21 protein-coding genes and 1 pseudogene are annotated in these 21443 nt (G+C 68.6%); 7 read left to right on the top strand and 15 right to left on the bottom strand.

Features of this window, described 5'->3' with window-relative positions:
- Positions 1-44: 44 nt before the first annotated feature.
- The 4 genes from D7223_RS30550 to D7223_RS30535 all read right to left on the bottom strand — a co-directional run bounded on the left by D7223_RS30550 (position 45) and on the right by D7223_RS30535 (position 4517).
- On the bottom strand, positions 45-1220 hold the full coding sequence (locus D7223_RS30550; RefSeq protein ID WP_120732847.1) for a restriction endonuclease subunit S: 1176 nt from the start codon (positions 1218-1220) through the stop codon (positions 45-47).
- Complete coding sequence (locus D7223_RS30545) at positions 1217-2755, bottom strand: type I restriction-modification system subunit M (protein ID WP_120732845.1); 1539 nt, start codon at positions 2753-2755, stop codon at positions 1217-1219. Before D7223_RS30545 ends, D7223_RS30550 begins: the two co-directional genes overlap by 4 nt.
- Positions 2756-3530: 775 nt before the next feature.
- On the bottom strand, positions 3531-4136 hold the full coding sequence (locus D7223_RS30540; RefSeq protein ID WP_120732843.1) for an ImmA/IrrE family metallo-endopeptidase: 606 nt from the start codon (positions 4134-4136) through the stop codon (positions 3531-3533).
- 3 nt (positions 4137-4139) lie between these two features.
- Entirely contained in the window at positions 4140-4517 is a 378-nt protein-coding gene (locus tag D7223_RS30535) for a helix-turn-helix domain-containing protein (RefSeq protein WP_120732841.1), read from the bottom strand.
- 174 nt (positions 4518-4691) lie between these two features.
- On the opposite strand from D7223_RS30535, the gene D7223_RS30530 reads away from it, so the two are divergent.
- The 4 genes from D7223_RS30530 to D7223_RS30515 all read left to right on the top strand — a co-directional run bounded on the left by D7223_RS30530 (position 4692) and on the right by D7223_RS30515 (position 7263).
- Positions 4692-4967, top strand: coding sequence for a multiubiquitin domain-containing protein (locus tag D7223_RS30530; protein WP_120732839.1), 276 nt, complete (start codon positions 4692-4694; stop codon positions 4965-4967).
- A complete protein-coding gene (locus D7223_RS30525; RefSeq protein WP_120732837.1) occupies positions 4964-5350 on the top strand; it encodes a hypothetical protein in 387 nt (128 codons plus the stop codon). The genes D7223_RS30530 and D7223_RS30525 overlap by 4 nt, the downstream gene beginning before the upstream one ends.
- Positions 5332-6696, top strand: coding sequence for a ThiF family adenylyltransferase (locus D7223_RS30520; RefSeq protein ID WP_120732835.1), 1365 nt, complete (start codon positions 5332-5334; stop codon positions 6694-6696). The genes D7223_RS30525 and D7223_RS30520 overlap by 19 nt, the downstream gene beginning before the upstream one ends.
- Before the next feature lie 108 nt (positions 6697-6804).
- A complete protein-coding gene (locus tag D7223_RS30515) occupies positions 6805-7263 on the top strand; it encodes a GNAT family N-acetyltransferase (protein ID WP_120732833.1) in 459 nt (152 codons plus the stop codon).
- A 113-nt stretch (positions 7264-7376) separates the two neighbouring features.
- Here the strand turns inward: D7223_RS30515 and D7223_RS30510 are convergent, their stop codons facing one another.
- On the bottom strand, positions 7377-8723 hold the full coding sequence (locus tag D7223_RS30510) for a hypothetical protein (protein WP_120732831.1): 1347 nt from the start codon (positions 8721-8723) through the stop codon (positions 7377-7379).
- Positions 8724-8954: 231 nt separating this feature from the next.
- Between D7223_RS30510 and D7223_RS30505 the strand changes: the two genes are divergently transcribed.
- Positions 8955-10475, top strand: a complete 1521-nt coding sequence (locus tag D7223_RS30505; protein WP_120732917.1) for a tyrosine-type recombinase/integrase — start codon at positions 8955-8957, stop codon at positions 10473-10475.
- A gap of 67 nt (positions 10476-10542) precedes the next feature.
- On the opposite strand, the gene D7223_RS32900 is transcribed toward D7223_RS30505, so the two are convergent.
- Entirely contained in the window at positions 10543-10704 is a 162-nt protein-coding gene (locus tag D7223_RS32900; protein ID WP_158610946.1) for a hypothetical protein, read from the bottom strand.
- Between the two features lie 203 nt (positions 10705-10907).
- Here D7223_RS32900 and D7223_RS30500 point away from each other — a divergent pair, with 203 nt between their 5' ends.
- The gene (locus tag D7223_RS30500; protein WP_120732829.1) at positions 10908-11456 is read left to right on the top strand and encodes an RNA polymerase sigma factor; all 549 of its coding nucleotides are present in this window, start codon (positions 10908-10910) and stop codon (positions 11454-11456) included.
- A 1-nt stretch (position 11457) separates the two neighbouring features.
- The gene (locus D7223_RS30495) at positions 11458-12495 is read left to right on the top strand and encodes a CU044_5270 family protein (protein WP_120732827.1); all 1038 of its coding nucleotides are present in this window, start codon (positions 11458-11460) and stop codon (positions 12493-12495) included.
- Between the two features lie 67 nt (positions 12496-12562).
- On the opposite strand, the gene D7223_RS34385 is transcribed toward D7223_RS30495, so the two are convergent.
- The 9 genes and pseudogenes from D7223_RS34385 to D7223_RS30450 all read right to left on the bottom strand — a co-directional run bounded on the left by D7223_RS34385 (position 12563) and on the right by D7223_RS30450 (position 21343).
- Positions 12563-12862, bottom strand: a complete 300-nt coding sequence (locus D7223_RS34385; RefSeq protein WP_420330357.1) for a peptidase inhibitor family I36 protein — start codon at positions 12860-12862, stop codon at positions 12563-12565.
- A gap of 37 nt (positions 12863-12899) precedes the next feature.
- Positions 12900-13202, bottom strand: a pseudogene (locus D7223_RS30485) (SCO5389 family protein); the annotation flags it as partial.
- A 264-nt stretch (positions 13203-13466) separates the two neighbouring features.
- Positions 13467-14120, bottom strand: coding sequence for a choice-of-anchor M domain-containing protein (locus tag D7223_RS30480; RefSeq protein WP_120732824.1), 654 nt, complete (start codon positions 14118-14120; stop codon positions 13467-13469).
- On the bottom strand, positions 14117-14764 hold the full coding sequence (locus D7223_RS30475) for a choice-of-anchor M domain-containing protein (protein ID WP_120732822.1): 648 nt from the start codon (positions 14762-14764) through the stop codon (positions 14117-14119). Before D7223_RS30475 ends, D7223_RS30480 begins: the two co-directional genes overlap by 4 nt.
- A gap of 745 nt (positions 14765-15509) precedes the next feature.
- Positions 15510-16448 (bottom strand): anchored repeat-type ABC transporter permease subunit, encoded by a 939-nt coding sequence (locus D7223_RS30470; RefSeq protein ID WP_120732820.1) that lies wholly within the window; start codon positions 16446-16448, stop codon positions 15510-15512.
- The gene (locus D7223_RS30465; protein WP_420330356.1) at positions 16448-17161 is read right to left on the bottom strand and encodes an anchored repeat-type ABC transporter ATP-binding subunit; all 714 of its coding nucleotides are present in this window, start codon (positions 17159-17161) and stop codon (positions 16448-16450) included. The genes D7223_RS30470 and D7223_RS30465 overlap by 1 nt, the downstream gene beginning before the upstream one ends.
- A gap of 26 nt (positions 17162-17187) precedes the next feature.
- Positions 17188-18177, bottom strand: coding sequence for a choice-of-anchor M domain-containing protein (locus D7223_RS30460; protein WP_120732816.1), 990 nt, complete (start codon positions 18175-18177; stop codon positions 17188-17190).
- The gene (locus D7223_RS30455) at positions 18177-19760 is read right to left on the bottom strand and encodes an anchored repeat ABC transporter, substrate-binding protein (protein ID WP_120732814.1); all 1584 of its coding nucleotides are present in this window, start codon (positions 19758-19760) and stop codon (positions 18177-18179) included. The genes D7223_RS30460 and D7223_RS30455 overlap by 1 nt, the downstream gene beginning before the upstream one ends.
- A complete protein-coding gene (locus D7223_RS30450) occupies positions 19757-21343 on the bottom strand; it encodes a TIGR03773 family transporter-associated surface protein (RefSeq protein WP_186832312.1) in 1587 nt (528 codons plus the stop codon). The genes D7223_RS30455 and D7223_RS30450 overlap by 4 nt, the downstream gene beginning before the upstream one ends.
- Positions 21344-21443: the final 100 nt, after the last annotated feature.

Here is a 21443-nt window from a genome sequence, read left to right as displayed (position 1 = left end):
CGAACGCCAACTCCCCACAGTCGACAGCCCTCGATCGTCTCACATCAGAGCAACCCCCGAAAGGCCCGATCCTGCAACGACGCGAACAGCCCATCGAGTTCCGCCAGGTGTGTGCGTTGTAGTGTGCGCAACTCGTCGAGGGCCTTCACTCGTTGGGCAAACTCTTCTTGCAGGGGCATCGGAGGTAGAGCTACGGGAAGCTCACGCAGTCGAGCAAGGGTGATTTCCCGGAAAGTCGCACCCTTGATCTGTCGGCTAATCCAATGCTGGGCGGCCGATGAGCGGAGGTAGTGCAGGAGATAGGTCCCGTTGGTGCTTCCACCCGGGGAGATGCGAGCTGTTCCTTGCGTCAGGTTGGCCCCGTCGAGCCCTGCCGGGACCAGAGCAGTTGTGCCGACAGTCGCCCGGATACTCATGACGATGTCGCCAGGGCTGACGGAAGATCGCGCGAAGCGGTTAGCAATCTCCGGATCGGTGTGACGCAGTCCTGCTACCGCAATTTCTCCGTCGATGATGTCACCGGTCCGGATGTATGGCACACCACCGGCGAACTCCTCGCCCGCTTGCACGATCCCATACGTGACGATGGTGCCCGACTTGACGACCTTCTGCAGCTCTGCAGTCGGCCACTTCGAGAGGTACCCGGAGCCGAACATGTCGAGGAAAGTGGACCGAGTGAGGTCATCGAGGTGGGCAAGGGCTTGACGGCGCTTGGCACGCAGCTCGTCCGCCCTATCCAGCACGTCCGCCACCCTCCGCTGCTCCTCAAGCGGAGGCAGAGGTATCTCTACCTGCGAGACGATGGCTTTGGAAATCTCCTTGAAGGTGGCACCGTTGCCAAGGCTCTCCAGATAGGACCTGTGTGCCTTCAGCCACCAGTACAGATACTTCGCCTCGACTGCCCGGGCGTCAGGGACGAGGCTCTTGAAGCCCTGATTCGTGGCCATCGGAATGGTGTTGATGGCAACGTGTCCGATTGGCGCCCTGGAGCTGAGTAGAACCGAGCCAGCCGGAAGTACCGATGCCGCACAGCTTTTCAAGCCAGCTGCTGTGATCTTCCGGGGCGTGTCATGAAGATAGGCGCCGCGAAGGACGCTTAGGTCCTTCGGCGTTGCCCAAGGAATCTCGCCGTCCCAGTATCCCTCGACACCAGTTTTGGGCGTGGCGCCGGAAACGATCTCGCAGCAGTCGCTCAGCCTCGCCTTTTGCCACGCGCTCATGCGAGAAGCGCCTTCAGGTCGGACATGCCCTTCTGGATCTCAGTCTCCAAGCGTTCCAGGTCGGCGAGAATGGCGAGCGGCGAACGATGCTCGGCCTCCTCGTGGACAACCTCCTTGTAACGGTTGAGGCTGAGGTCGTAGCCCTGCTCGATGATGTCGGCCTTGGGCACGCAGAAGCTCTGCTCGGTCCGCGCCCGCTGCAACTCGTCGCCGTCACGCCGGAACCACCGCACCAACGCGTCCGGAAGATTGTTCTTCGCGTGCTCGCCCTCGGCCAACGCCACGTCCGGCACCGGCCCAAGCTTCTCGGCCGGCAGCAACGGGGCGCGCTTGTCGTCGAGGCTCCAGCCGTCGGCGGTCGCCTCGTAGAACCAGACGTTGTCGGTGCCGCCGCTGTTGGTCTTGGTGAAGAGCAGGATTGCGGTGGAGACTCCGGCGTAGGGCCGGAAGGCGCCACTCGGCAGCTTGACCACGCCGTCGAGCTTCTGGTCCTCGACCAGCATCCGGCGCAGCTCCTTGTGGGCCTTGCTTGAGCCGAAGAGCACGCCGTCCGGCACGATGACCGCCGCACGACCACCTGGCTTGAGCAACCGCAGAAAGAGGGCGAGGAAGAGCAGCTCGGTCTTCTTCGTCTTGACGACCCGCTGGAGGTCCTTCGACGTGCTCTCGTAGTCGAGGCTGCCGGCGAAGGGCGGGTTGGCCAGAATCAGTGAGTACTTCTCCGACTCGTTGCTGACGTTCTCGGCCAGGGAGTCTCGGTAGCGAATGTCCGGGTTCTCCACACCGTGCAGCAGCATGTTCATGCTGCCAATCCTCAGCATCGTGCGGTCGAAGTCGAAGCCGTGGAACATGCTCTCGTGGAAGTGCTTCCGCTGCATCGCATCGAAGATCGCGCCGGGATGGGTGCGGCGGACGTACTCTCCCGCCTCCACCAGGAAGCCTGCGGTCCCGCAGGCCGGGTCGCAAATCTCGTCCAACGGCGTTGGGGCGGTCATCTCGACCATGAGCTGGATGATGTGCCGCGGGGTACGGAACTGTCCGTTGTGGCCAGCGGTGGCGATCTTGCCGAGCATGTACTCGTAGAGGTCGCCCTTCGTGTCCCGGTCCTCCATCGGGATTTGGCCGAGCATGTCGACCACGCGGGCGAGCAGCGCCGGGTTGGGGATGGTGAACCGGGCGTCCTTCATGTGGTGCGAGTACGTCGACCCGTCGCCGCCGAGCGTCCGCAGGAACGGGAAGACCCGCTCGCCGACGATCTCGAACATCTCGGCCGGCGCAGCGCTCTTGAAGTGCGACCAACGCAGGTCGTCGTACTTACGCCACTGGTCGTCGCAGCCCTCCGGGAAGACCCGGCGCTCCATCGGCTTGCCCAGCCGGTTCGCCTTGTTCTCCTCCAGCGTGTGCAGGTCATCGAGCCGCTTGATGAAAAGCAGGTAGGTGATCTGCTCGATTACCTCCAACGGGTTCGAGATCCCACCCGACCAGAAGGCATCCCAGATGCGGTCGATCTTGCTCTTCAGCTCACCGGTAATCACGTAGCCTCGGTCCCACCCCGTCGTACTGCCAAGTCGACCTAGGTTAATCCCGCCTCCCCGCCGGGCGGGATCGGGTGTTGGGGCGAAGACTCCCCATGCCAGCACAACAGCGCCCAGCAGAACATGGGTTCGACCTGTGCCCGGCTCGCGGGCAGCGACCACCCGAGCATCTGACTCGTCGACAGGGCCGCCGTCACGACCCGACCACTCCCGCGCCGCAGGAACGGTGCCATGGGCCACTCTCCGTCACGGGAAAGCAGTGTCGGCGGCCGGCGCGCGCCCATGGGCGCGCAAGAAAATGCCCCTCCGTCGATGAACGGAGGGGCATTTTCCCTGGTCAACTCTGTGCGCCCGAAGGGACTCGAACCCCTAACCTTCTGATCCGTAGTCCGAAGTCCTGAGCACACACTCCTACAAATAGCACTCTACCTAAAATCCGTCCGGCCGCAAGCGTTCCGGTCCGTTCAAGTCCAACTGCGTCCTCCCAGGTCCGCGCCCTGAACAGGCAGCCAATCCGCAGTTGTCGATAGAAGAACGGGTGTCGCGTTTCCTGGTGGGTCCGGTTGCGTAGCGCTAAATCCGCGTCAGTTCCCCGTCGGCCGAGCAGCCACCGAGCAGCCACGATCGCTGCGGACCCAACCGTCGCGCCCGCCGCCACCGTTCGAGCAAACGGCATCACCGCTCGCACCACCTCTGCCGGCACGCTGACCACCGCCATGGGGAGTTACCCCCGTCTCGCCACGACCCCGTGGCGACGGGCAGGGGAGCTGGCTGGCTACTGACCCGACCTGAGCTTGGCCCACTTGGCGGCTGCGCGTTGTGCGACGATCCGTGCGCCCGTTCCGTTCATGCGCCAGCGCGCGACCGGAAGGCTGACGTCGAAGAGGTCCGCCACTTCTTCGTCGGTCCTGCGCTCCTTGGCAGCTTTGTATGCGGCAGCCAGCGGCAGAAGCAGCTCGACGCCAAGTTCTTCGGCTTCCCACTCCTGGTCCTTGCTGCTGGGGTTGGCGCAACCGTGGCGCCCCTCGGCGCTGAACATGACCCGGTCGAATTCGTGTTCAAGGAGTACGTGGGCCATCTCGTGGGCGACGTTGAATCTGCGGCGGCGCGGCAGGTGTGAGGTGTTCTCCACGATGAACTGGCCCGTTCCTGCTGGCACCAGCGCCGCAGACCAGACATCCGGACGCTCGGAGGCGTAGAAGGTGACGGAGCCTTCAGGGCACCCGAACTCTGTCAGGCCGTCGAGCGGGTGCACTGCGATCCCGTGCTCGCGGGCGAGTTCGTAGGGGCACAGCTGGACGAATTCGGTGAGATCGAGGTCGTTCTTGCGGATGTCGATCGCCCGGCGCTGGATCTCGGCCTTGGAGAGCCTCTTGGCCACGGGTCACCGGTTCCGAGCCGCGCGTTGGGTGGCGTGCAGCTTCATGGCCGCCTCGAGCACGTTCTGTAGGTGTTGCCTCTCCTCCTCGCCGAGGTCTTTGCGAGCCCGCAGGAGAACGCCGACCTCGGCGAGGAGTTCGGGCTCCTCGTCTTGGCTTTCTTCTGTCTCGGAGATCCAGAAGGTTTCCGCTGGCATCTTCAGCCACTGGGTGAGGGTCATGAAGGCGTCGGCGTCCGGCCGGTAGCCGTTGGCCAGGCGGGTCATCGTTGAGGGACTGCATCCCACCTCTGCGGCGAGTTGTCGCCAGGAGAGGCTCTTGCTTTTCCTGGCTGCATCGAGGGCGGCGTACAGCGCGGGCACGTTGATCCTGGTCTGAGCCATGGACAGGGCTTCTCCTCGCAGGGTTGCGCGAACCACCTTTCTACCACCGTTCGACACGTCGAACACTCGCATGGTAGCGTCGATCTCGTTCGAGAAGTCGAACGGTGTCCTACTCGTAGGACACCTACCGTACCCGCTGCACTCCGAGCGCAGCAAGAATCCGAGGAGATCAATGTGACGACGAGCGCGACCGAGAGCGTGAACGAGAGCCACCGCCCGCCCCGGACCATCACGGTCTCGGTCAACAACCAGCAGGTCGAGTTGCCCGAGCGGCGGCTCACCGGCCTGGACATCAAGCAGGCCGCCATCGCCCAGGGCGTCCACATCCAGCCCAACTTCCAGCTCTCCGTGAAGCGGGGCAACCGCTACGAGGTCATCGGCGACGACGACACCGTCACGGTGCACCCCCGCCAGGAGTTCCTCGCGGTCGCGCCGGACGACAACTCGTGACCGAGCTGACCCCGGCGGTCACCACCGCGGTCGACGCCGTCCGGGAACACTTCGCCGGCAAGCCGGTCGAGGTCACCCCGGACGGCGCCGGCGGCGCCTTCGTGATCGTCAACGACATCGAGATCGGCCCGGGCTACATCCCGTCGACCACGTGGCTGGGCTTCCACGTCAGCGCCGCCTACCCGAACGCGGACGTCTACCCGCACTACACCGGCAGGCTGACCCGCACAGACGGGCAGCCCCACGGACAGGCAATCCAACAGGTCGACTGGCAGAACCGGCCCGCGCTGCAGTTGTCCCGCCGTTCGAACGGGTGGCGGGTCGGGATCGACAACGCCGCCCTCAAGGCCGAGAAGGTGATCACGTGGCTCAGTATCCAGTAGTGAACCCGCCGGCGGACGGTTGGAGCCTCACCGTGCCGGCTCGGCTGTGGACCGCCCTGTCCGATCACCTATTCCGGGGCGACAGGGACGAACACGGCGCGGTCATTCTCGCGGGCCGCGGCGATGGCCCGCGAGGACCCCGACTGCTCGCCCGCGAGCTGATCCTCGCCATGGACGGGGTCGACTATGTGCCCGGTGAGACCGGGTACCGGGCCCTCGCGCCGTCCTTCGTGCGCGACGCCGCAGTCCGGGCACGGGAGGAGGGGCTCGCCTACCTCGCCGTTCACAACCACTTCGGCGGTGCCACGGTCGGCTTCTCCCGGATCGACCTGGCCAGCCACGATCGGGGTTACCCGGCGCTGCGGCAAATCACCGGGCAGGTCGTGGGCGGACTGGTCCTCACTGCCCAGGCCGCCGCCGGTGACCTGTGGTTGCCCGACGGGTCCCGCGTCGACCTCACAGAGGTCGTCATCCCCAGCGGCAACCTCATCCGCCTGCGGCCTCGCCCCGCCCGCGCCGGCACGGCCGAACTCCTGCACGACCGGCAGGCAAGGCTCTTCGGCCAGCTCGGCCAGGAATCCCTCGGCCGCCTGCAAGTCGCCGTCGTCGGCCTCGGCGGAGTCGGCAGCATCCTCGTTGAATTCCTCGCCCGCCTCGGTGTCGGCAGTCTTCTCCTCATCGACGACGACGTCGTCGACGAGACCAACCTGCCCCGGCTGTTGGCCGCCGAGCGCAGCGACATCGGCAAGCCGAAAACCCTCCCCGCGGTCCGGAACGCCCACCGGGCGAACCCGGATATCGACCTGACGGTGATGGCGGAACGGGTCGAGACCAGCAAGGCGCGACAGTCGTTGAACTCCTGCGACTGGATCTTTCTCGCCGCGGACAGCCACTCCGCCCGGTACTGGGTCAACGCCGCCGCCAACCAGTACCTGATCCCCACGACGCAGATCGGCGTCAAGATCCCCGTGGGCGACGACGGCGTCGTCGGCGAGATCCACGCTGTCGCCCGGTTCGTCGTTCCTGGAAGCGGCTGCATGTGGTGCAACGGCCTCATCGACCCGACCGAACTCGCGATCGACATGCAACCCGAACGGGAACGGGCTGCCGCCCGCTACGTCGCAGGCGTTCCAGCGCCCAGCGTCATCGCCCTCAACGGCCTCGTCGCCACCGAGGCCATCAACCACTTCATGCTCGCCGTCACCGGCATGCACCACGATCCCGACGACACCACCTCCGCGATCCACCTGCCCAGACGGCGCGAACGCACAGGCCAGATGCCACGTCGTGACAAGGACTGCCCATGGTGCTCCCCAAACGGGCACCTCGGGCGCGGCGACGGCTGATCAGGGTAATGGCGATCTCGCCGACGGTGGGGGTGCGCTGGCCGGGCGCCCGCCGTGGCGATGCCGCCGCTCCCGGCTCGATCCGCGCACCGAAATAGGATGCCTCGAGTGACGTTCGACTTCATCGAGAAGCGGCCCGGACCGGGTGACCAGGTGATCTGGTTTCCGTTCGCGGAGAACAACGACTTCAGCCCGAGCTGGTGGGACTACCGGTCGATCGACGGCGTCAAGTCATACACCTTGCTGGAGGTCCACCAGGGCGAAGTCGAGGTAGCACGGATCGAGCTCGACCCCGGCGTCGTGATCGATCATTACCTCGGAACCCCTGCACTCGGCAACACCGCACTCGAGATCGAACTGATCGAGGTGGCGGAGTCGCACCGACGCCGCGGCATCGGGACCAAGATCATCCGGGCGTTGGCGTCCAGGTACCCCAAACGACGACTGCTCGCCTTCAGCGAGGAAGCCGACGACTTTTGGGCGTCGCTGGGATGGACGCGACACGACCACCCGGAGGGCCCGCAGCTCAACCGCCCCTTGTTCATACAGCCGGCCGCAGGAGTCTGAGGCACCTGTGCTGGGCGCGGCGGCGGATCATCGGCACGGATTGAGCCGCCGCCGAACGAGCGACCCGGACCTCGTTGTGCGAGGGTCCGGGCCCGTTCTACATCCTCGCTGTGTCAGGCCTTGACTGCCGCCGTGTTGTTGTAGGCGGCGCGGGATGCGGCGATCAGCGATGCGCCGAGTTCCGCCGCTTTCTGAGGGGTGAGCCGGATCGTGGTGCGGTCCCAGCAGCCCGACAGCAACGACGCCGCCAGGCCCCGGACCGTGCCGTGGCCCAGTCCGTCGAGCTTGGTCATGTCGGCGGTGCTCTGTTGCGGGTTGTCGATGGCCAGCGTGACCGATGGCGGCTCGTCGCCGTACCCGTCAGGCGAGTTGAAAGCCTCAAGGTCGACCGTGGCCACCTTAGGTTCGTTGGCGTCATCGCGGTGCTGCCCGTACACGGCGCCCACGTGCCGGTCGTGCAGGCGGACGCCGTCTTCACAGCGGCAGTTCCCGGCGCACCACGCCGGGCACTGCGGCTCGGCCGGCCTCGCTGGTGGGAGCAGGTAGCCGGCGTGCGACCACATCGCAAAGTCCACCCCCGCGTCCATTGTCTGCTCCTCGGTGCAGTTCAACCGCGCGGCTTGCTCAGCGACGCTCAGGCCCTGCTCGGTGAAGTGCTCGGCGAGCGCGCCGCGAAGCACGCTGATCTTCTGCCCAGCCGTCAGGCCTTCGTCGTCAATCACTCGGTCGACCAGGGCCGAGTCGAGGCTGGGCCGGTCCGGCGCCGGGGCTTGAGTGGCCTCGGTCGGTTGGCTGTCTGCGTCGTGGGCCATGGTCACCACTCGGTCAACGGCCGTCCGTACCTGCTCGGCCTCGTCGAGGGTGAGACGCAACGCCGCCGTCGCGCCCTCGATCACGAACTTCACCACCGGCTCGACCGCGTCGGCGTGCTGCTCCAAGTCGATCTCCAGCTGCTGCGGCCGGTACGCCTGACCGCGGCCCGATTCGCCGGCCGTGCTCACCGCGTCGTGCAGCGACAGGAGCACCGGCGGCGAGTCGTCTGGCCAGTGGAGTCGATCCTCGAGGTCGTCACCGTCGAGGTGGGTCGCGTTGCACCAGGACGGACACGCCCGTTTCAGCCAGTACGGTCGGTGCGTCTGGCGGGCCAACGTGACCGCCTTGCGGATGGATGTAGCGAGGTAGCCGGCGTCGGCCAGGTTGAGCGGCTCCAGGGCGGACACGGACACCTCCGCCGCTGCGCTCTCCTCCGGCCGGTCAAGGTGCTCCAGTGCGCGGATCTCCAAGGCTGTTCTGCTGGCCTCGCCGTCGGGGGTCTCCATCACCGTGCGGGAGTGCCGCCGGGTCCGCCCGCCCGCACCACTCACCGCCTGCCTGGCGTGGACCTCGACGCACCACGGCGGGCATCCGTCGAGGCGTGTCGTCATATGCGAACTCACGATCGGTTTCAACAAGTCAACCATCTCGGAATGGTCACGCACGTTCTTCGCCCAACGACGGACAGCCTGTGCACGGCCTTGCAACGGGCCGGTCGGTTATCGGACCGTTCGAGGGTCCCGGACCACCAATCTGCTGTAGGCACCTTTCAGCCCATTTCATTTCTACTCGGCGGATGCCGAACATTGAGATCGAAAGCGCCCCTCGTCATCGACGGTGTCGCGACGATGAGCCCACACCAGGTCAAGGGAGAGACCATGAACAGTCAGGGCAGCATCGGGAAGCGGTGCGGGTGCGTCGACACGGCGACGGGTCGCCGCCGGGGTAGTTCCTGCCCGCGGTTGCCGGAGCGTGAGCACGGCAGTTGGTACTTCCACTGCTCGACACGTAACCTGCTCGGCCAGGCGGAACGGATACGCCGGGGCGGTTACCCGTCGCAGGCGGCGGCCCGGCGGGCGCGCGACGAGTTGTTGGCGCTTTCCCGGGAGGAGCAGGCCGGCCGGTCCTGGACGGTCACCCGCTGGTTGCGGTACTGGTTGTCGACCAGGACCCGGATCCGGCCGACCACACGGATGCACTACACCCGCGACATCGAGCAGTTCCTCATCCCGCACATCGGCCAGCTGATCGTCGGGGATCTGACCTCGCGGCAGCTCACCGCCGCGTTCACGGCGATCGCGGCCACCCGCAACCGTGCCGGACAGCTCCAGTCCGCCTGCACTCTGCAGCACGTGCACACCACGCTGCGGGCGGCGCTGACCGGCGCGGTCCGCGAGGGGTTGATCCGGGACAACCCGGCCCGTCGAGTGGAGCTGCCCGTTCGATCCCGCCCGCAGGCGCAGGTGTGGACCGAGGCTCGCGTCGCCGAGTGGCAGGCCAGCGGCGAGCGGCCCCCCATCGCGGTATGGACGCCGACGCAGCTGGCCTGCTTCCTCGAGTACGTACGCGACGACAGCCTGTTCGCTTTCTGGTGGCTGGTCGCCCTGCGCGGGCTGCGCCGGGGTGAGGCCGCCGGGCTGCGCTGGACCGAGGTTGACCTGCACACCGGCCAACTATCGGTGGTACGGCAGCGCACGACCGCCGGCTACGACGTCCACGAAGGGCCACCCAAGTCACAGGCCAGCCGCCGCAGCGTAGCGCTGGACCAGCACACCGTGCGGGTGCTGCGCCAGCACCGAGAGCGCCAACGCCAGCGACGCGCCGCGCGAATCGACGCCGGGAAGGTGGGCCACGACAGTGGCTACGTGTTCACAGGTCCCGACGGGCTACCGATTCATCCCGGCTACCTCACCCAACGCTTGCGGCTGCTTGTCGGCCGGGCCGGGCTGCCGCCGATCCGGCTGCACGACCTGCGGCACGGAGCCGCGACCCTCGCCCACGCCGCCGGCGCCAACCTCAAGACGCTTCAGGACCAGCTCGGGCACGCCACCATCCACCTGACCGCCGACACCTACACCAGCGTCCTACCCGAGACGCAACGCGAAGCCGCCGAGGCCACCGCGCGCCTCGTCCTCAACGCCGCCACACCCGGCGACGAAATCCGCCGCCAAATCGAGCACAACAGGACACCACCGCAGGACCCGACCGCGGACGAGCAGGCACCCTCAGCGCGTGGATGCCGGCCGCGGTGGAAGCCGTCACGACCTACCGGGGAATCCGGGAGACGGACCTCGAAGCGGCGCCTCAGTCGCGTCCGCAGTCACTCTGACGGTTCGGGGCGTGAGGGCCAAGCGCAAGAAGGTCACGATGTTGGCGGCCGGTTCCTCGAACAGGGCTAAGGGCCAGGGCAAGAGCGCCCAGGAAGCCAGTGATCGTCTTCTCCAGTGGAGACGCTGGTCGCTTGACTCACGCCTGAGAGGCACCCTCCAGCGACATATGGGTCTTCGCGTGCGACAGCAGCAACGCGGCGCTCGCTCGCACCGCCTCCTTGTCCATCTTCCTGAACACGTAGATGTACGTCTCGGCATTGGTGACCGGGCTAGCGTGGCCGAGGTCGCGCTGGATCATGTTCAGGTCGACCCCGCCGCCGGCGTCACCCCCTCGGCCGGGTGCCGCAGGTCGTGCGACCGCACCGGCGGCAGCCCCAACGTGCATGGATCGGGCTCTGCCACAAGCACGGATGACTGGCGAGGCGGCGCTATCGGGTGATTCGTTCGTCGCTGAGTGTGACGCTGTGGCCGGTGCCGGACATAAACACGGTAGGAGGTGCCATGGACGTCGCGGAGAAGCAGTTCACCGAGTTGTACGAGCGTCATCACGGGGATGTGTGGCGGTACGTCGCTCGGCGGGTCGGCAGGTCGGACGTCGGTGATGTTGTTGCCGAGGTCTTTCTGGTGGCGTGGCGACGTCTGAGTGATGTTCCGGCGGGGTCGGCGTTGCCGTGGTTGTACGGGGTGGCTCGTCTGGTGCTGTCGAACGAGGCCAGGGGCCAGCGGCGGTGGCAGGAACTGGCGCTGCGTGTTGCGGCGGAGCCGGACCGGTCGATAAGTGTGGATCATGCGGACGAGGTGGTCAGCCAACGTGACGTCGCGGTGGCGTTCGGCCGGCTGTCCGCCGCGGATCAAGAGGTCTTGCGGCTGGTGGCTTGGGAGCGGCTGAGTGTCGCTGAGGCTGCAGTCGCTCTCGGCCAGTCCCGAGCGACGTGTGCGATGCGGCTGATGCGGGCTCGCCGCCGGCTTCGCATGCAACTGGGCGTGGTGGGTGACGGGGCGCAGCGGGCAACGCGGGCGACGCCGTCGATGTCGAATTGGGGTGCATGAGATGAATGCCGTCAATGAGGTCCGCCAGTTGCTGGGCGGCCTGGATCCGGCACGAGACGTCCATTCGGCCGACGAGAATCGGCGCGTGCGGGACCTGGAGCGCATCCTTGCCTCTGACCGCGCTGTGGGCAGCGTCAGGCCACGTCTTCCGCGGCGCCGTCTCGTGGTGGCGGCAGCCGGCGCGGCGGTCCTGGCAGCGGCTGCTGGCGCGGTGGCGCTGGAGACGTTTCGGCAGCCGCAGCCCGCGTTCGCGGCGACACCCGCGATCCTCAACTACGGTCCGCCCGCAACCGCGGAGCCGGCCAGCGCCAGGTTGCAGAGGCTGGCTGCGCTCGCGGCGGCGCAGCCGGTGCCGCAGCGCCCGGCGGGGACGGTGGAGTACCTGGAATCGGCGAACTGGTTCCTGAACTCGTCGATCTCCGGCGGCCGGACGACGTCCGCTGTGGTGCCGCAGCAGTGGCGGTCCTGGCGAACCGACGAAGACGCCGGGCGGATGGTCAAGAAGGACCTGCCGCCGACGTTCCGGACAGACGCCGACCGACGAGAGTGGCAGCGGCAAGGTGGCCGCATCGGCTCCTCCGAGGAGGTGCGCGACTCCGCCACCGGCGGCTTCTACAGCCGCTTCCAAGGCCCGGTGCCAACGGACGCCGGGGTACTGCGGCAGTGGCTGACGGCCGGCGCCTCGGCGCATGAAGCGCCGGTGCAGTATCTGGAGGACGTCGCCGAGCTTGCCGGTGTGCGGTTGTTGAACCCGGCGCAGCGGGCTGCGGTGCTCCAGCTACTCGCCGACCTTCCGGGCGTCACGGTGAGCGGGAGTGTCACGGACCGGGCTGGGCGTCCTGGGGAGGCGTTCTCGATCGTGTCAGACGTTCATGGCCTGCCTGCCCAGTACACAGTGATTGTCGATTCCGGTACAGGCGCGCTGCTGGGGTATGAGGAGATGTTGACCACGACGGCGGGGAAGCTGAACGTGACGGTTCCTGCCGTGATCAGTTACCGGTCCTATCTAGTCGCCGAGTATGCCGCGATGCCGCGTTGACAGCGCTCGGGTGGGTGGCGTCCTCGACGCCACCCACCCGACGGTCGCTGCCGTTCAGCTCAGGGCGTCAGCCGTAGATGTCCTCGGCCCTGTCGTTGTAGCTGCCCAAATTTCCCGAGGCGGAGCAGGCACCCATGTTGCGGTTGTCGCCGGCCCCATCGCCGAGGGTGCCGCTGTCGCTGCCCGAGCAACCGGTCCAGCCGCCGTCCTGGTTGTTGACCCACGAGGAGGTCTTGTCCTTGAACCCCCACTCGTCCAGGTCGTGCCAGTACTCGTCGCTGAACTGGAGCTTGCGGCCGGCGAAGTTTGCGTGCTCGAAAATGCACAGCCAGTCGTTGTCGCAGCCGTACCAGGCGAAAGTGCCGATGGGGCCGTCGACACCGAGCGACGCGCGAGGAGCCAGATCGGAATGCCGCGACGCGGTGGCAGTTCTGGAAGGCCAGTTTCACATTGAAGTGGCGCTCGAGGCTGGACCGGATGGCGTCGCTGGCCAGGGCGCGCAGGAGCTCGCCCCGTTCGGTCTAACTGGGCGGTGGGACGACGTTGTCGGCGAAGTCGGCGTCGGACGACTCCAGCTCGGCCGCCACCCGGCTGACGACCTGCCAGGCGTACGGCAGTGAGTCGCGGACACAAGCCACGAACGCCTCGTCGTCGACTGGACCCGTCTCGGCGGCTTGCAGCAGGCTCGGTGGCACGGCGAGAGACATGCTCCTCCTCACACGATAACGATCACTGTTGTCGTTAGCGGGGCGTCATGAGCACACCACGCACCGTCTGTCGCGTCAATGACCCCCGTCGGTCTCGGCGACGTGGGCCACCGGGTTCTTGCTGGTCGTGCATGCCGGCAGAGGTGGGGGCCGGCCGGCGCGAGGCCCGGGTGGGCGGTGGGCTCGCGCCGGCCGAGTCCGCCGGTTGCAGGTACCCCCTACCTCGGCGGACGGCGGTGTTGGACCACTACGGGGTGGCGGTGGTCAGGGGAGGACGTCGAAGGTCCAGGTCCTGGCGCCGGAGCTGATGGTGCTGCCGTTGGAGGCGAGCACGCCGGTGACTTCGAAGGTGACGCTGTAGGTGCCGGCGGCGTCGAAGCCCCAGTTGACGTGGGCGTGGGTGTTGCGGTTGACGTTGAGGCTGTCGGGCAGGCCGTTGCCGCTGTCGAACAGCACCGTCGGGGTGCCGCCGGAGACGGTGTAGACGCTGAAGCCGGCCGGTCCGGTGACGTTGGTGAGTTTGAAGGTGACCCGGTTGTTCTGGAACACGCCGCTGGGCACCTCGGTGGTGTTCCAGCCGCCCCAGAGCAGCCCGGTGGTGCTGGCCTGCGGCAGCACCCACGCCTGCCCGCCGGTGCCGAGGAACGACCAGGCGCTGCCGCCAGGCACGGTGAGCTTGGCGGTGTTGGGCACGCGCAGGACGACATCGGCGGGGTTGCGTTCCACCGACGGGCTGACGGTGTCGTCGAGCAGGTTGACGCTCAGCGCGCCGCCGGCGTAGTCGACGTCGATGACATCGACGTGGCCGCTGGACAGCACGAGCGGCACCGCGGCGGCAGGGGCGGCGGCGCCGGCGAGCAGCGCGGCGGTCAGGGCGAGGCCGGCGAGGATACGGCTGCGGGTACGCATGGCGATCACGCCCTGACCACGACGTGAAGGGTGACCGGCTCGCTGGTGACCTGCTGCCCGGTGGCGGCGAGGGTGCCGGTGGCCCGGAACGTGATGCAGTAGGTGCCGGCGCGGTCGAAGGCCCAGTTGGCGTGCAGGTGGTCGCCGGCGGTCAGGGCGATGGTGTCGGGCAGGCCGTCGCCGCTGTCGGCAAGGACGGTGGGCTGCCCGACGGCGTTCTCGGTGTAGATGGCGAGCTGCCCGGGCCCGCTGACCGACTGCACGCTGAGGGTGAGCGCGTCGGCGGTGAAGGTACCCGGCTCGATCTCCTCGGCGGCGATGCCGGGCCAGATCAGGTCAGTGTTCTGGATCTCGGGCAGGATCCACACCTTCGACACCCCGGGGGTGCCGAGGAAGCCGAAGGCGGGATCGTTGGGAACGGTGACCTTGGCCTGCCGCTTGACGACGACCTTCACTTGGTCGGTGGCGTACTCGACGTCGTTGTCCTCGTCGTGGACGCCGAATTCCAGCTCACCGGCCTCGTAGGCGATGTCGACCAGATCGAGGTGCCCGGAGCTGAACGTCACGACGGTGGCCTGCGCCGGTGGCGCTGCCGCGAGCAGCGCCGCGGTCACCGCCCCGGTGGCGAGCAGCAGGCGGATGGGCTTGCGCACGAAGAACTCCTCTCCCGCGATCCCCTGTGGACCACAGTTATTGGAAACGATAGTCGTTAGCGATAAAGGGGGGAAGGGCTGATCGGTGGAGGCGGCCACGGCCGCACCGGCGGTGCGCTTCCGGCGAGGCGTCACGGTGCGGCTGCGGCGGCGACCGCGGCCATGGTCGGCCCGCCCGCCGCGGTCGGCCTGCGTTGCCTTCCGATACGTGATCGGTACGTATCGAGGCGCAGGTACTCGCCAGCGCCGTCGGAACACCGGCCGGACCGTCTCAGCCTCTTTGTCCGGCGCCGCCGTCGCGGCATGCGGGCTGTCCGGCGCTACGCGGCTCGCACCTGGTTCGAGGTGACGAGGCGGCATATCTGTAGGCGCGGCGGGGCGAAACAACGGAATGGGAAGCACGCGTCCTGGCGATGGCATTCGCAGCAGGCACCCGGTTTAGCTGGGTCGGCACCGGCACCGACGTGGCGGCCTCGTCACCGAGACCGCCACGCCTCCCCCGATCCGCCCACCGGAGGCACCACGCTCCTCGACGGATCTCAAAAATGATAACCGGGTTCATCTACTCCACGGCCGCTGGGCCACCGGACGCTGGTGCCGGGCAGGACACTGGAGGTCACCAGCGCTCTGTTCCGTGAGGAGCGCCGGGCGCACCCCACCGCCACCAGCGGGGAGGTCCGCTTCGCGGGAAGCGATGCCGGCTCCGGCGACCGGGTCACCCACCCGCGCCCGGCTCGCCCGGCTCTTATCGCACGGCCGGTGACGGGTCCTGCGGGTGTGCGAGGTCAGGCAGCGGCGGGGGCCGGGTGAGGTCGTGGGGTTCCTGCCCACTTGCACGTCGCCATCGTTTGGTCAGCAGGCCGTGGCGTGGGGCGAGCAGCCAGGCGGTGAGGAAGACGGTGGTGGCGACCAGGACGATGGTGCCGCCGACGGGTGTGTCGTAGCTCCAGGATAGGTACAGCCCGACGGTCGCCGACGTGCCGCCGATCATGGGGGCGAGCAGCATCATCACGCCGAGCCGGTCGGTGAGCAGGCGGGCCGCCGCGGCGGGGGTGATCAGCAGGGCCAGGACGAGGATGGTGCCGATGGTCTGCAGGGAGATCACCACGGCGAGGGTGACCAGGACGTAGAGCACGATGTCGAGCCAGAAGACCGGCAACCCCATCGCCCGGGACATCTCCCGGTCGAGACAGACGGCGACGAATTCCTTGTGCAGGGCGAGCACCAGGCCGAGGATGACCAGGCCGGCGCCGCCGACGACGTACAGGTCCCGGTCGGGGATGCCGGTGATCGAGCCGAACAGGAACTGCTGTAGCGACCCGGCGTATCCGGGGGCCTGGGAGATGATCACGATGCCGAGGGCGAACGCGCCGACCAGGAAGACGCCGATGATGGAGTCTTCCTTGACGCGCCGGTTCTGCGCGAAGATCGCGATCAGCAGTGCGGTGGCGACGCCGGCGACGGCGCCGCCGAGGACCAGGCTGCCCTGCAGGACGAAGGCGACCGCGATGCCCGGGAAGACCGCGTGGGCGACGGCGTCCCCGATGAAGGCCATGCCGCGCAGGACGACGTAGCAACCGACGACACCGCAGACGATGCTGGACATGATCGCGATCGCCAGCGCCTTGGGCAGGAACGCGAGGTCGGGATTGAGCAGGTCGGCGAGGAAATCGGTGATCGACATCAGGTCGCCCTCACAAGTTTCAGCAGCGGGGAGGTCTCGCTCACCCCGAAGGTCCTCGTCCACAGCTCGGCGTCCTGCAGGTCCGCAGGGTGTCCGTCGGCGATGATCCGGCCGTTGAGCAGGACCAGACGGGTGCAGGTGTCCACCGCGGCGACGAGGTCGTGGGTGGTCATCAAAACTGCGTGGTCCTCGGCGGCCAGGCTGGTGAACAACTGGCCCAGCAGTTCCTGGGTGGGCATGTCCAGACCGGTGAACGGCTCGTCGAGCAGCAGGATGCGCGGGGCGAGGGCGAGGGCCCGGGCGACCAGGACGCGTTGGCGTTGCCCACCGGACAGCTCGCCGACCGGCCGGCGGCGCAGCTCGGTGAGCTGGACCCGGTCCAGGGCGTCGCCGACGGCCCGCCAGTCGGTGACGCCGGGGCGGCGGAGCAGCCCCATGCGGCCGGTCCGGCCACTCATTGCGGCTTGCTCGACGGAGATCGGGAAGTCCCAGGTGAACTCGTGACGCTGGGGCACGTAGCCGATACCGGACCGGCCGGGACGCGACGGCTTGCCCTCCACCAGCACCCGGCCGGCGCGGGTGCGGGTCAACGCCAGGATGGCGCGCAGCAGGGTGGTCTTCCCGGCGCCGTTGGGTCCGAGCAGCCCGACCAGCTGGCCCCGGTCCAGGGTCAGGTCGATGTCCCGCAGGACCGGCCGGCCGCCGAGATCCACGTCCAGCCCTTCGATGTCGAGCGCTCTCACAGCTTCTCCTCCGACGGTGCGGCGGCGCGTTCCCGTTCGGCTCGCCGCTTCGCGCCGCGGCCGCGCAGGAGCAGCAGGACCAGACCGACAGCCAGCAGGACGGCTGCGACCGTCAGCCCCACCACCAGCAGCCTGTCGGAACCGTCGGTTCGCTCGGCGGCCTCGGTCCGATCGCCGGCGGGCGACTGCCCCGCTGGCACGGGGATGTCCGCGGTGGCGGCGTGCGCCTCGGCGGCGCTGGTGGCGTCTCCCACGGCGAAGCGCAGCGTGCGGGTCGCCGTGACCGTCTCGCCGCTGATCAGGTCGGCGGAGACCTGCACCGCGATCAGGTAGACGCCGGGTGCGGTGAAGACCCAGTTGGCGTGGGTGTGGGTGTTGACCTCGGCCCAGAACGGCTGCGCCTTCGCCTCGGCCGACCGCCACAGCGGCTGCGGCGCGGCGAAGTTACCCGACTGCAGGAACGTCGTGAAGGTCCCCGGTCCGCGGACGCCGAGCAGGGTCAGGGTGACGCCGCGGTTGATGCTCTGCATCACCCGGGGGTCCTGGGTGTTCCAGCCCAGCCACACGACGTCGGGGTTCTGGACCTGCGGCACCACGTACACCTTCTTGCCGGCGTCGACGCCGAGGAAGGCGTACGCCGGGTCGTCCGGAACGGTCTGCAGCGCGGCGTCGGAGACCCGCAGGACGGTCTCGTCGGGGTCGCGCCACACCGGCTGCGCCTGGGTGCCGTCGTGGATCAGCAGGCTCCACTGGTTGTCGACGTAGCGGGGACCGATGTCGACATGCCCGGCGGACAGTTCCGCCCGGCCAGTGGCCAGGGGCTGGTCGGCGGCGATCGACTGGCCGAGGCCCGGTGTCGGCTGCTCGGCCCGCGCCGGGGTCTGCGTCGTGGCCAGCAGGATCGCCGTGGCCAGCGCGCAGCGCAGGATGGCGGTCGTCGTGCGGGTGCCGCCTCGCGGCCGTCCTGCCGTCACTAGCTCTCCCATCAGTTGTCTCCGGTCAGGCAGTCGTGCAGTGATCCGGCGTTGAACCGCATCATCTGCGCGTAGGTGGTGACGTCCCGGTCGAAGGTGTCGCCGTAGATGGAGCAGATCCGCAGTCCTTCTTCACGGGCCACCTCGGTCAGGGTCGTGGAGCGGGCCGCCAGGCCGGGTTCCAGGAACACGGCGGGGATCTTCAGGTTGCGGATCGTCTCGACCAGCCGGCGGCGGTCGGCCAGGCTCGGCTCGGTGGCCGGGTTCGGGGTGACGAACCCGGAGATCTGGATGCCGTACGCCTGGCCCAGGTAGCCGAACGCGTCATGGGTGGTGATCAGGTGCCGCCGCGACGGCGGGATCCGGGCGATGGTGTCCCGGACGTAGGCGTCGAGCTGCTCCAGTTCTCGGATGTACGCCGAGGCGTTCGACCGGTAGGCCGGCGCGCCCTGGGAGTCGGCTGCGATGAGGGTGTCGCGGATGAGTTCGGTGTAGGAGATGGCGTTGCGGACGTTCTGCCACAGGTGCGGGTCGATCTCGCCGTGCACGTGCTTGCCGAGGACCGCCTGCGGCAGCTGGTACACCTGGGTGCCGGGCCGGCCGAGGAACCGGAACTTCCGGTCACCGGGCACCTCGAGCAGCGCCTTGCTCGGTACCTCGACGACGGTGCGGGCCGGGTCGTAGACCCGCTGGTTCGCCTCGCCGCTGCCCTCGGGGTCGGCGAACAGGTAGAGCCGCCGCTGGTCGAGGTCGACGGTGAGGTCGGCGTGCCCGGAGTTCAGGACCGCCGCGCCCGTCATGCCCGGCACCGAGTGCGGATCCACCCCGACGGCGAAGGTGAACACCTGCTCGCCCATCGCCACCGGCGGCGACTGCGCATCGACGGCCAGCTGCGCCCGCATGGTCAGCCGGTAGACACCGGGCTTGGTGAACGCCCAGCTCATGTGCGTGTGCGCGTCGGGCGGCAGCGTGGCGGTGTCGTCGCGGTATCCGTTGGCGGGGTCGAACCCGTCGGTGGAGTCGACGTAGAACGACGGGTTGCCGAACGACTCGGTCAGGTAGGCGACCACACCGCCCGGACCGTCGGCGGAGGTGGCGCTGAGCAACACGTCCGAGGCGCGGTTCGCCCCGAGCATCGCGCCGGTGCCGCGTACCCGCATGCCCAGCCAGATGGTGTCCAGCGACACGTCCTCCACCAGCGGGATGATCTCCGCGGCGTACTTCACCGCTCCCTCGGCCAGGGAGATGTTCGGTACGCCGTCGCGCAGGTTCGCGTCCAGCGCCTTGATGATGGCCTGCTCCTCCAGCAGCAGGTAGTTGCTGAACGCGACGTCGGCGTAGACGACGTCGCGGATGTCGCGCAGCGACGGCTCGTAGCTGTGCGGGTCGGCGCCGTCGGGCACCAACGAGCTGACCGCTACCCGGTCACCGCCGACGTTGCTCACCAGGTCCCGCAGGATTCCGGTGGTCGTGATGACCTGCAGGCGCTCGTCGTTCGCACTCAACGCCACCTCTGACCGGCAGCCGGCGACCAACCCCACGATCAGCAGCGGCAGGACCGCCCACCGCAGCCGTCGCGCGACCAGCCGGCTCACGTGTTCCCCGTTGCGGTGTCGGCGAGGCCGGCGCGGCGCCGACGGGTGAGCAGCACCAGCACGGCCCCGGCGGCGACGAGGACCACGCCGGCCGCGCCGGCCGACAGCACCCAGCCGGTGCCGGTACGCGGCAGACGGCCGGCACTGCCCTGCTCTTTGCCGTCGTTGTCTCCGCCGCCTGCGGAGCCGCTGCCCGGCCCGAAGCCTCCGGTGGGGTCGGTGCTGTCGCCGACGGCGATGGTGAGCGTTTTGGTGTCGGTGACCGCTTTGCCGGCGGTGGTGGTGCCGCTCATCTGCACCGTGAGGCGGTACAGGCCGGGCTTGCTGAACGCCCAGTTGCCGTGCGCGTGGGTGTTCAGCGGGACGGCCAGCTGCTGCGGGAACGCCTTGGCGGAGTCGAACAGCACGTCGGCCTTGCCGAACGAGCCGGTCAGGAACAGGGCGTACCGGCCGGGCCCGTTGACGCCCTTGAGCGTCCAGGTGACGGTGCTCTTGATGCCGGACACGACGGACGGGTGCTGGGTGTTCCAGCCGGGCCAGACGATGCCGGCCTGCTGGGACTGCGGTAGCAGCCACACCGTGTCGCCCTGCTTGCCGAGGAAGTCCGCGCCGGCCGGAACGGTGATCTTCGCGTTGTCCTTGACGTGCAGGACCACGTCGGCGGTCTCCCGCCACACGGCGGGGCTGGTGCGGTCGTCCTTGATCCGGATCGTCCACGCGTCTCCCGCGAGTTGCGGGCCCATGTCGACGTGCCCGTCGGCGATCACCTGCCGGGCACCGGCCGCCGTGGTCGCCGCCTTCGCGGCCGGCGGTGGCGCGGCGGCGGGCTTCGGTGCCGCAGCCGGCTTCGCCTCAGCGGGAGCGGCGAACGTGCGCGCCGTCGGCTGCCCGGTGGGCCGTGTCGTCTGCTGCGGTGCGGCCGGTGGCGGTACCTGCCCGGCCGGCACGATCGCCGGTACACGGATCCGGTAGGTCGCCTCGGTGCTGACCGTCTTGCCGGAGCGCAGGGCCGCCGATGCGGTCAGGGTGAGCCGGTAGTCGCCGGCGGCGTCGAAGGCCCAGACCACACCGGCGGTGCGCGTTGCCGCCGGCAGCTTCACCGACCGGGTCACCTTTGCACCGCTGCCGAAGAGCGGGCTCGCCGTGCCGAGACCGGACAGGGTGTAGGCGGTGAACGTTCCCGGCCCCTCGACCGCACCCAGGGTGAGGGCCACCATGCCGTCGGCGAGGGCATCGGGGCGTACGCCGGTGGTGTCCAGGGCTGGGAACCCGGTGTCGCCGGCGGACAGTGACCACACCGGCTGGCCCGCCGGTCCGAGGAAGGCGAAGGCCTCGCCGGGCGGTACCCGGCCGGCCAGGCCGCCTTCGGGGCCGAGTATCACCTCGGCCGGGTCATGCCCGGGCACGTCGCGAGCTACCTGCGCGGCGTCCCGGATGCGCAGCGACAGCGCGTCACCGTCGAGCGCCACCGAGACCAGGTCCGCGCCGACAGTGGTGATCGCGGCCGGTTCCGCGGCCGCCGGCGTCATCCCTGCGGTCAGGGCCAGCACGGCCAAGGCGAGGCCGGCGGCGCCGGCACGCATGCTTCTCATCGTCATTGCTCGCTTCCCAGGCAAGGTGGTGGTGTGCCGTCGTGCCCCGTCGCGACGGCGTGGCCGGTGCCGCTGCCCGACGCGGTCCGGC

Source organism: Micromonospora endolithica (genome assembly GCF_003626595.1).
In the GTDB taxonomy this organism is placed as follows: domain Bacteria; phylum Actinomycetota; class Actinomycetes; order Mycobacteriales; family Micromonosporaceae; genus Micromonospora; species Micromonospora endolithica.
This window is presented reverse-complemented; position numbering and strand designations above follow the sequence as displayed.

Excerpts from the sequence above, each read along its gene's own strand:
- D7223_RS30550 (WP_120732847.1), bottom strand. The coding sequence starts at position 1,220 with ATGAGCGCGTGGCAAAAGGCGAGGCTGAGCGACTGCTGCGAGATCGTT.
- D7223_RS30535 (WP_120732841.1), bottom strand. The coding sequence starts at position 4,517 with ATGGCTCAGACCAGGATCAACGTGCCCGCGCTGTACGCCGCCCTCGAT.
- D7223_RS30510 (WP_120732831.1), bottom strand. The coding sequence starts at position 8,723 with ATGGTTGACTTGTTGAAACCGATCGTGAGTTCGCATATGACGACACGC.
- D7223_RS30505 (WP_120732917.1), top strand. The coding sequence starts at position 8,955 with ATGAACAGTCAGGGCAGCATCGGGAAGCGGTGCGGGTGCGTCGACACG.
- D7223_RS32900 (WP_158610946.1), bottom strand. The coding sequence starts at position 10,704 with ATGATCCAGCGCGACCTCGGCCACGCTAGCCCGGTCACCAATGCCGAG.
- D7223_RS30500 (WP_120732829.1), top strand. The coding sequence starts at position 10,908 with ATGGACGTCGCGGAGAAGCAGTTCACCGAGTTGTACGAGCGTCATCAC.
- D7223_RS30495 (WP_120732827.1), top strand. The coding sequence starts at position 11,458 with ATGAATGCCGTCAATGAGGTCCGCCAGTTGCTGGGCGGCCTGGATCCG.
- D7223_RS30470 (WP_120732820.1), bottom strand. The coding sequence starts at position 16,448 with ATGTCGATCACCGATTTCCTCGCCGACCTGCTCAATCCCGACCTCGCG.
- D7223_RS30460 (WP_120732816.1), bottom strand. The coding sequence starts at position 18,177 with ATGGGAGAGCTAGTGACGGCAGGACGGCCGCGAGGCGGCACCCGCACG.
- D7223_RS30450 (WP_186832312.1), bottom strand. The coding sequence starts at position 21,343 with ATGCGTGCCGGCGCCGCCGGCCTCGCCTTGGCCGTGCTGGCCCTGACC.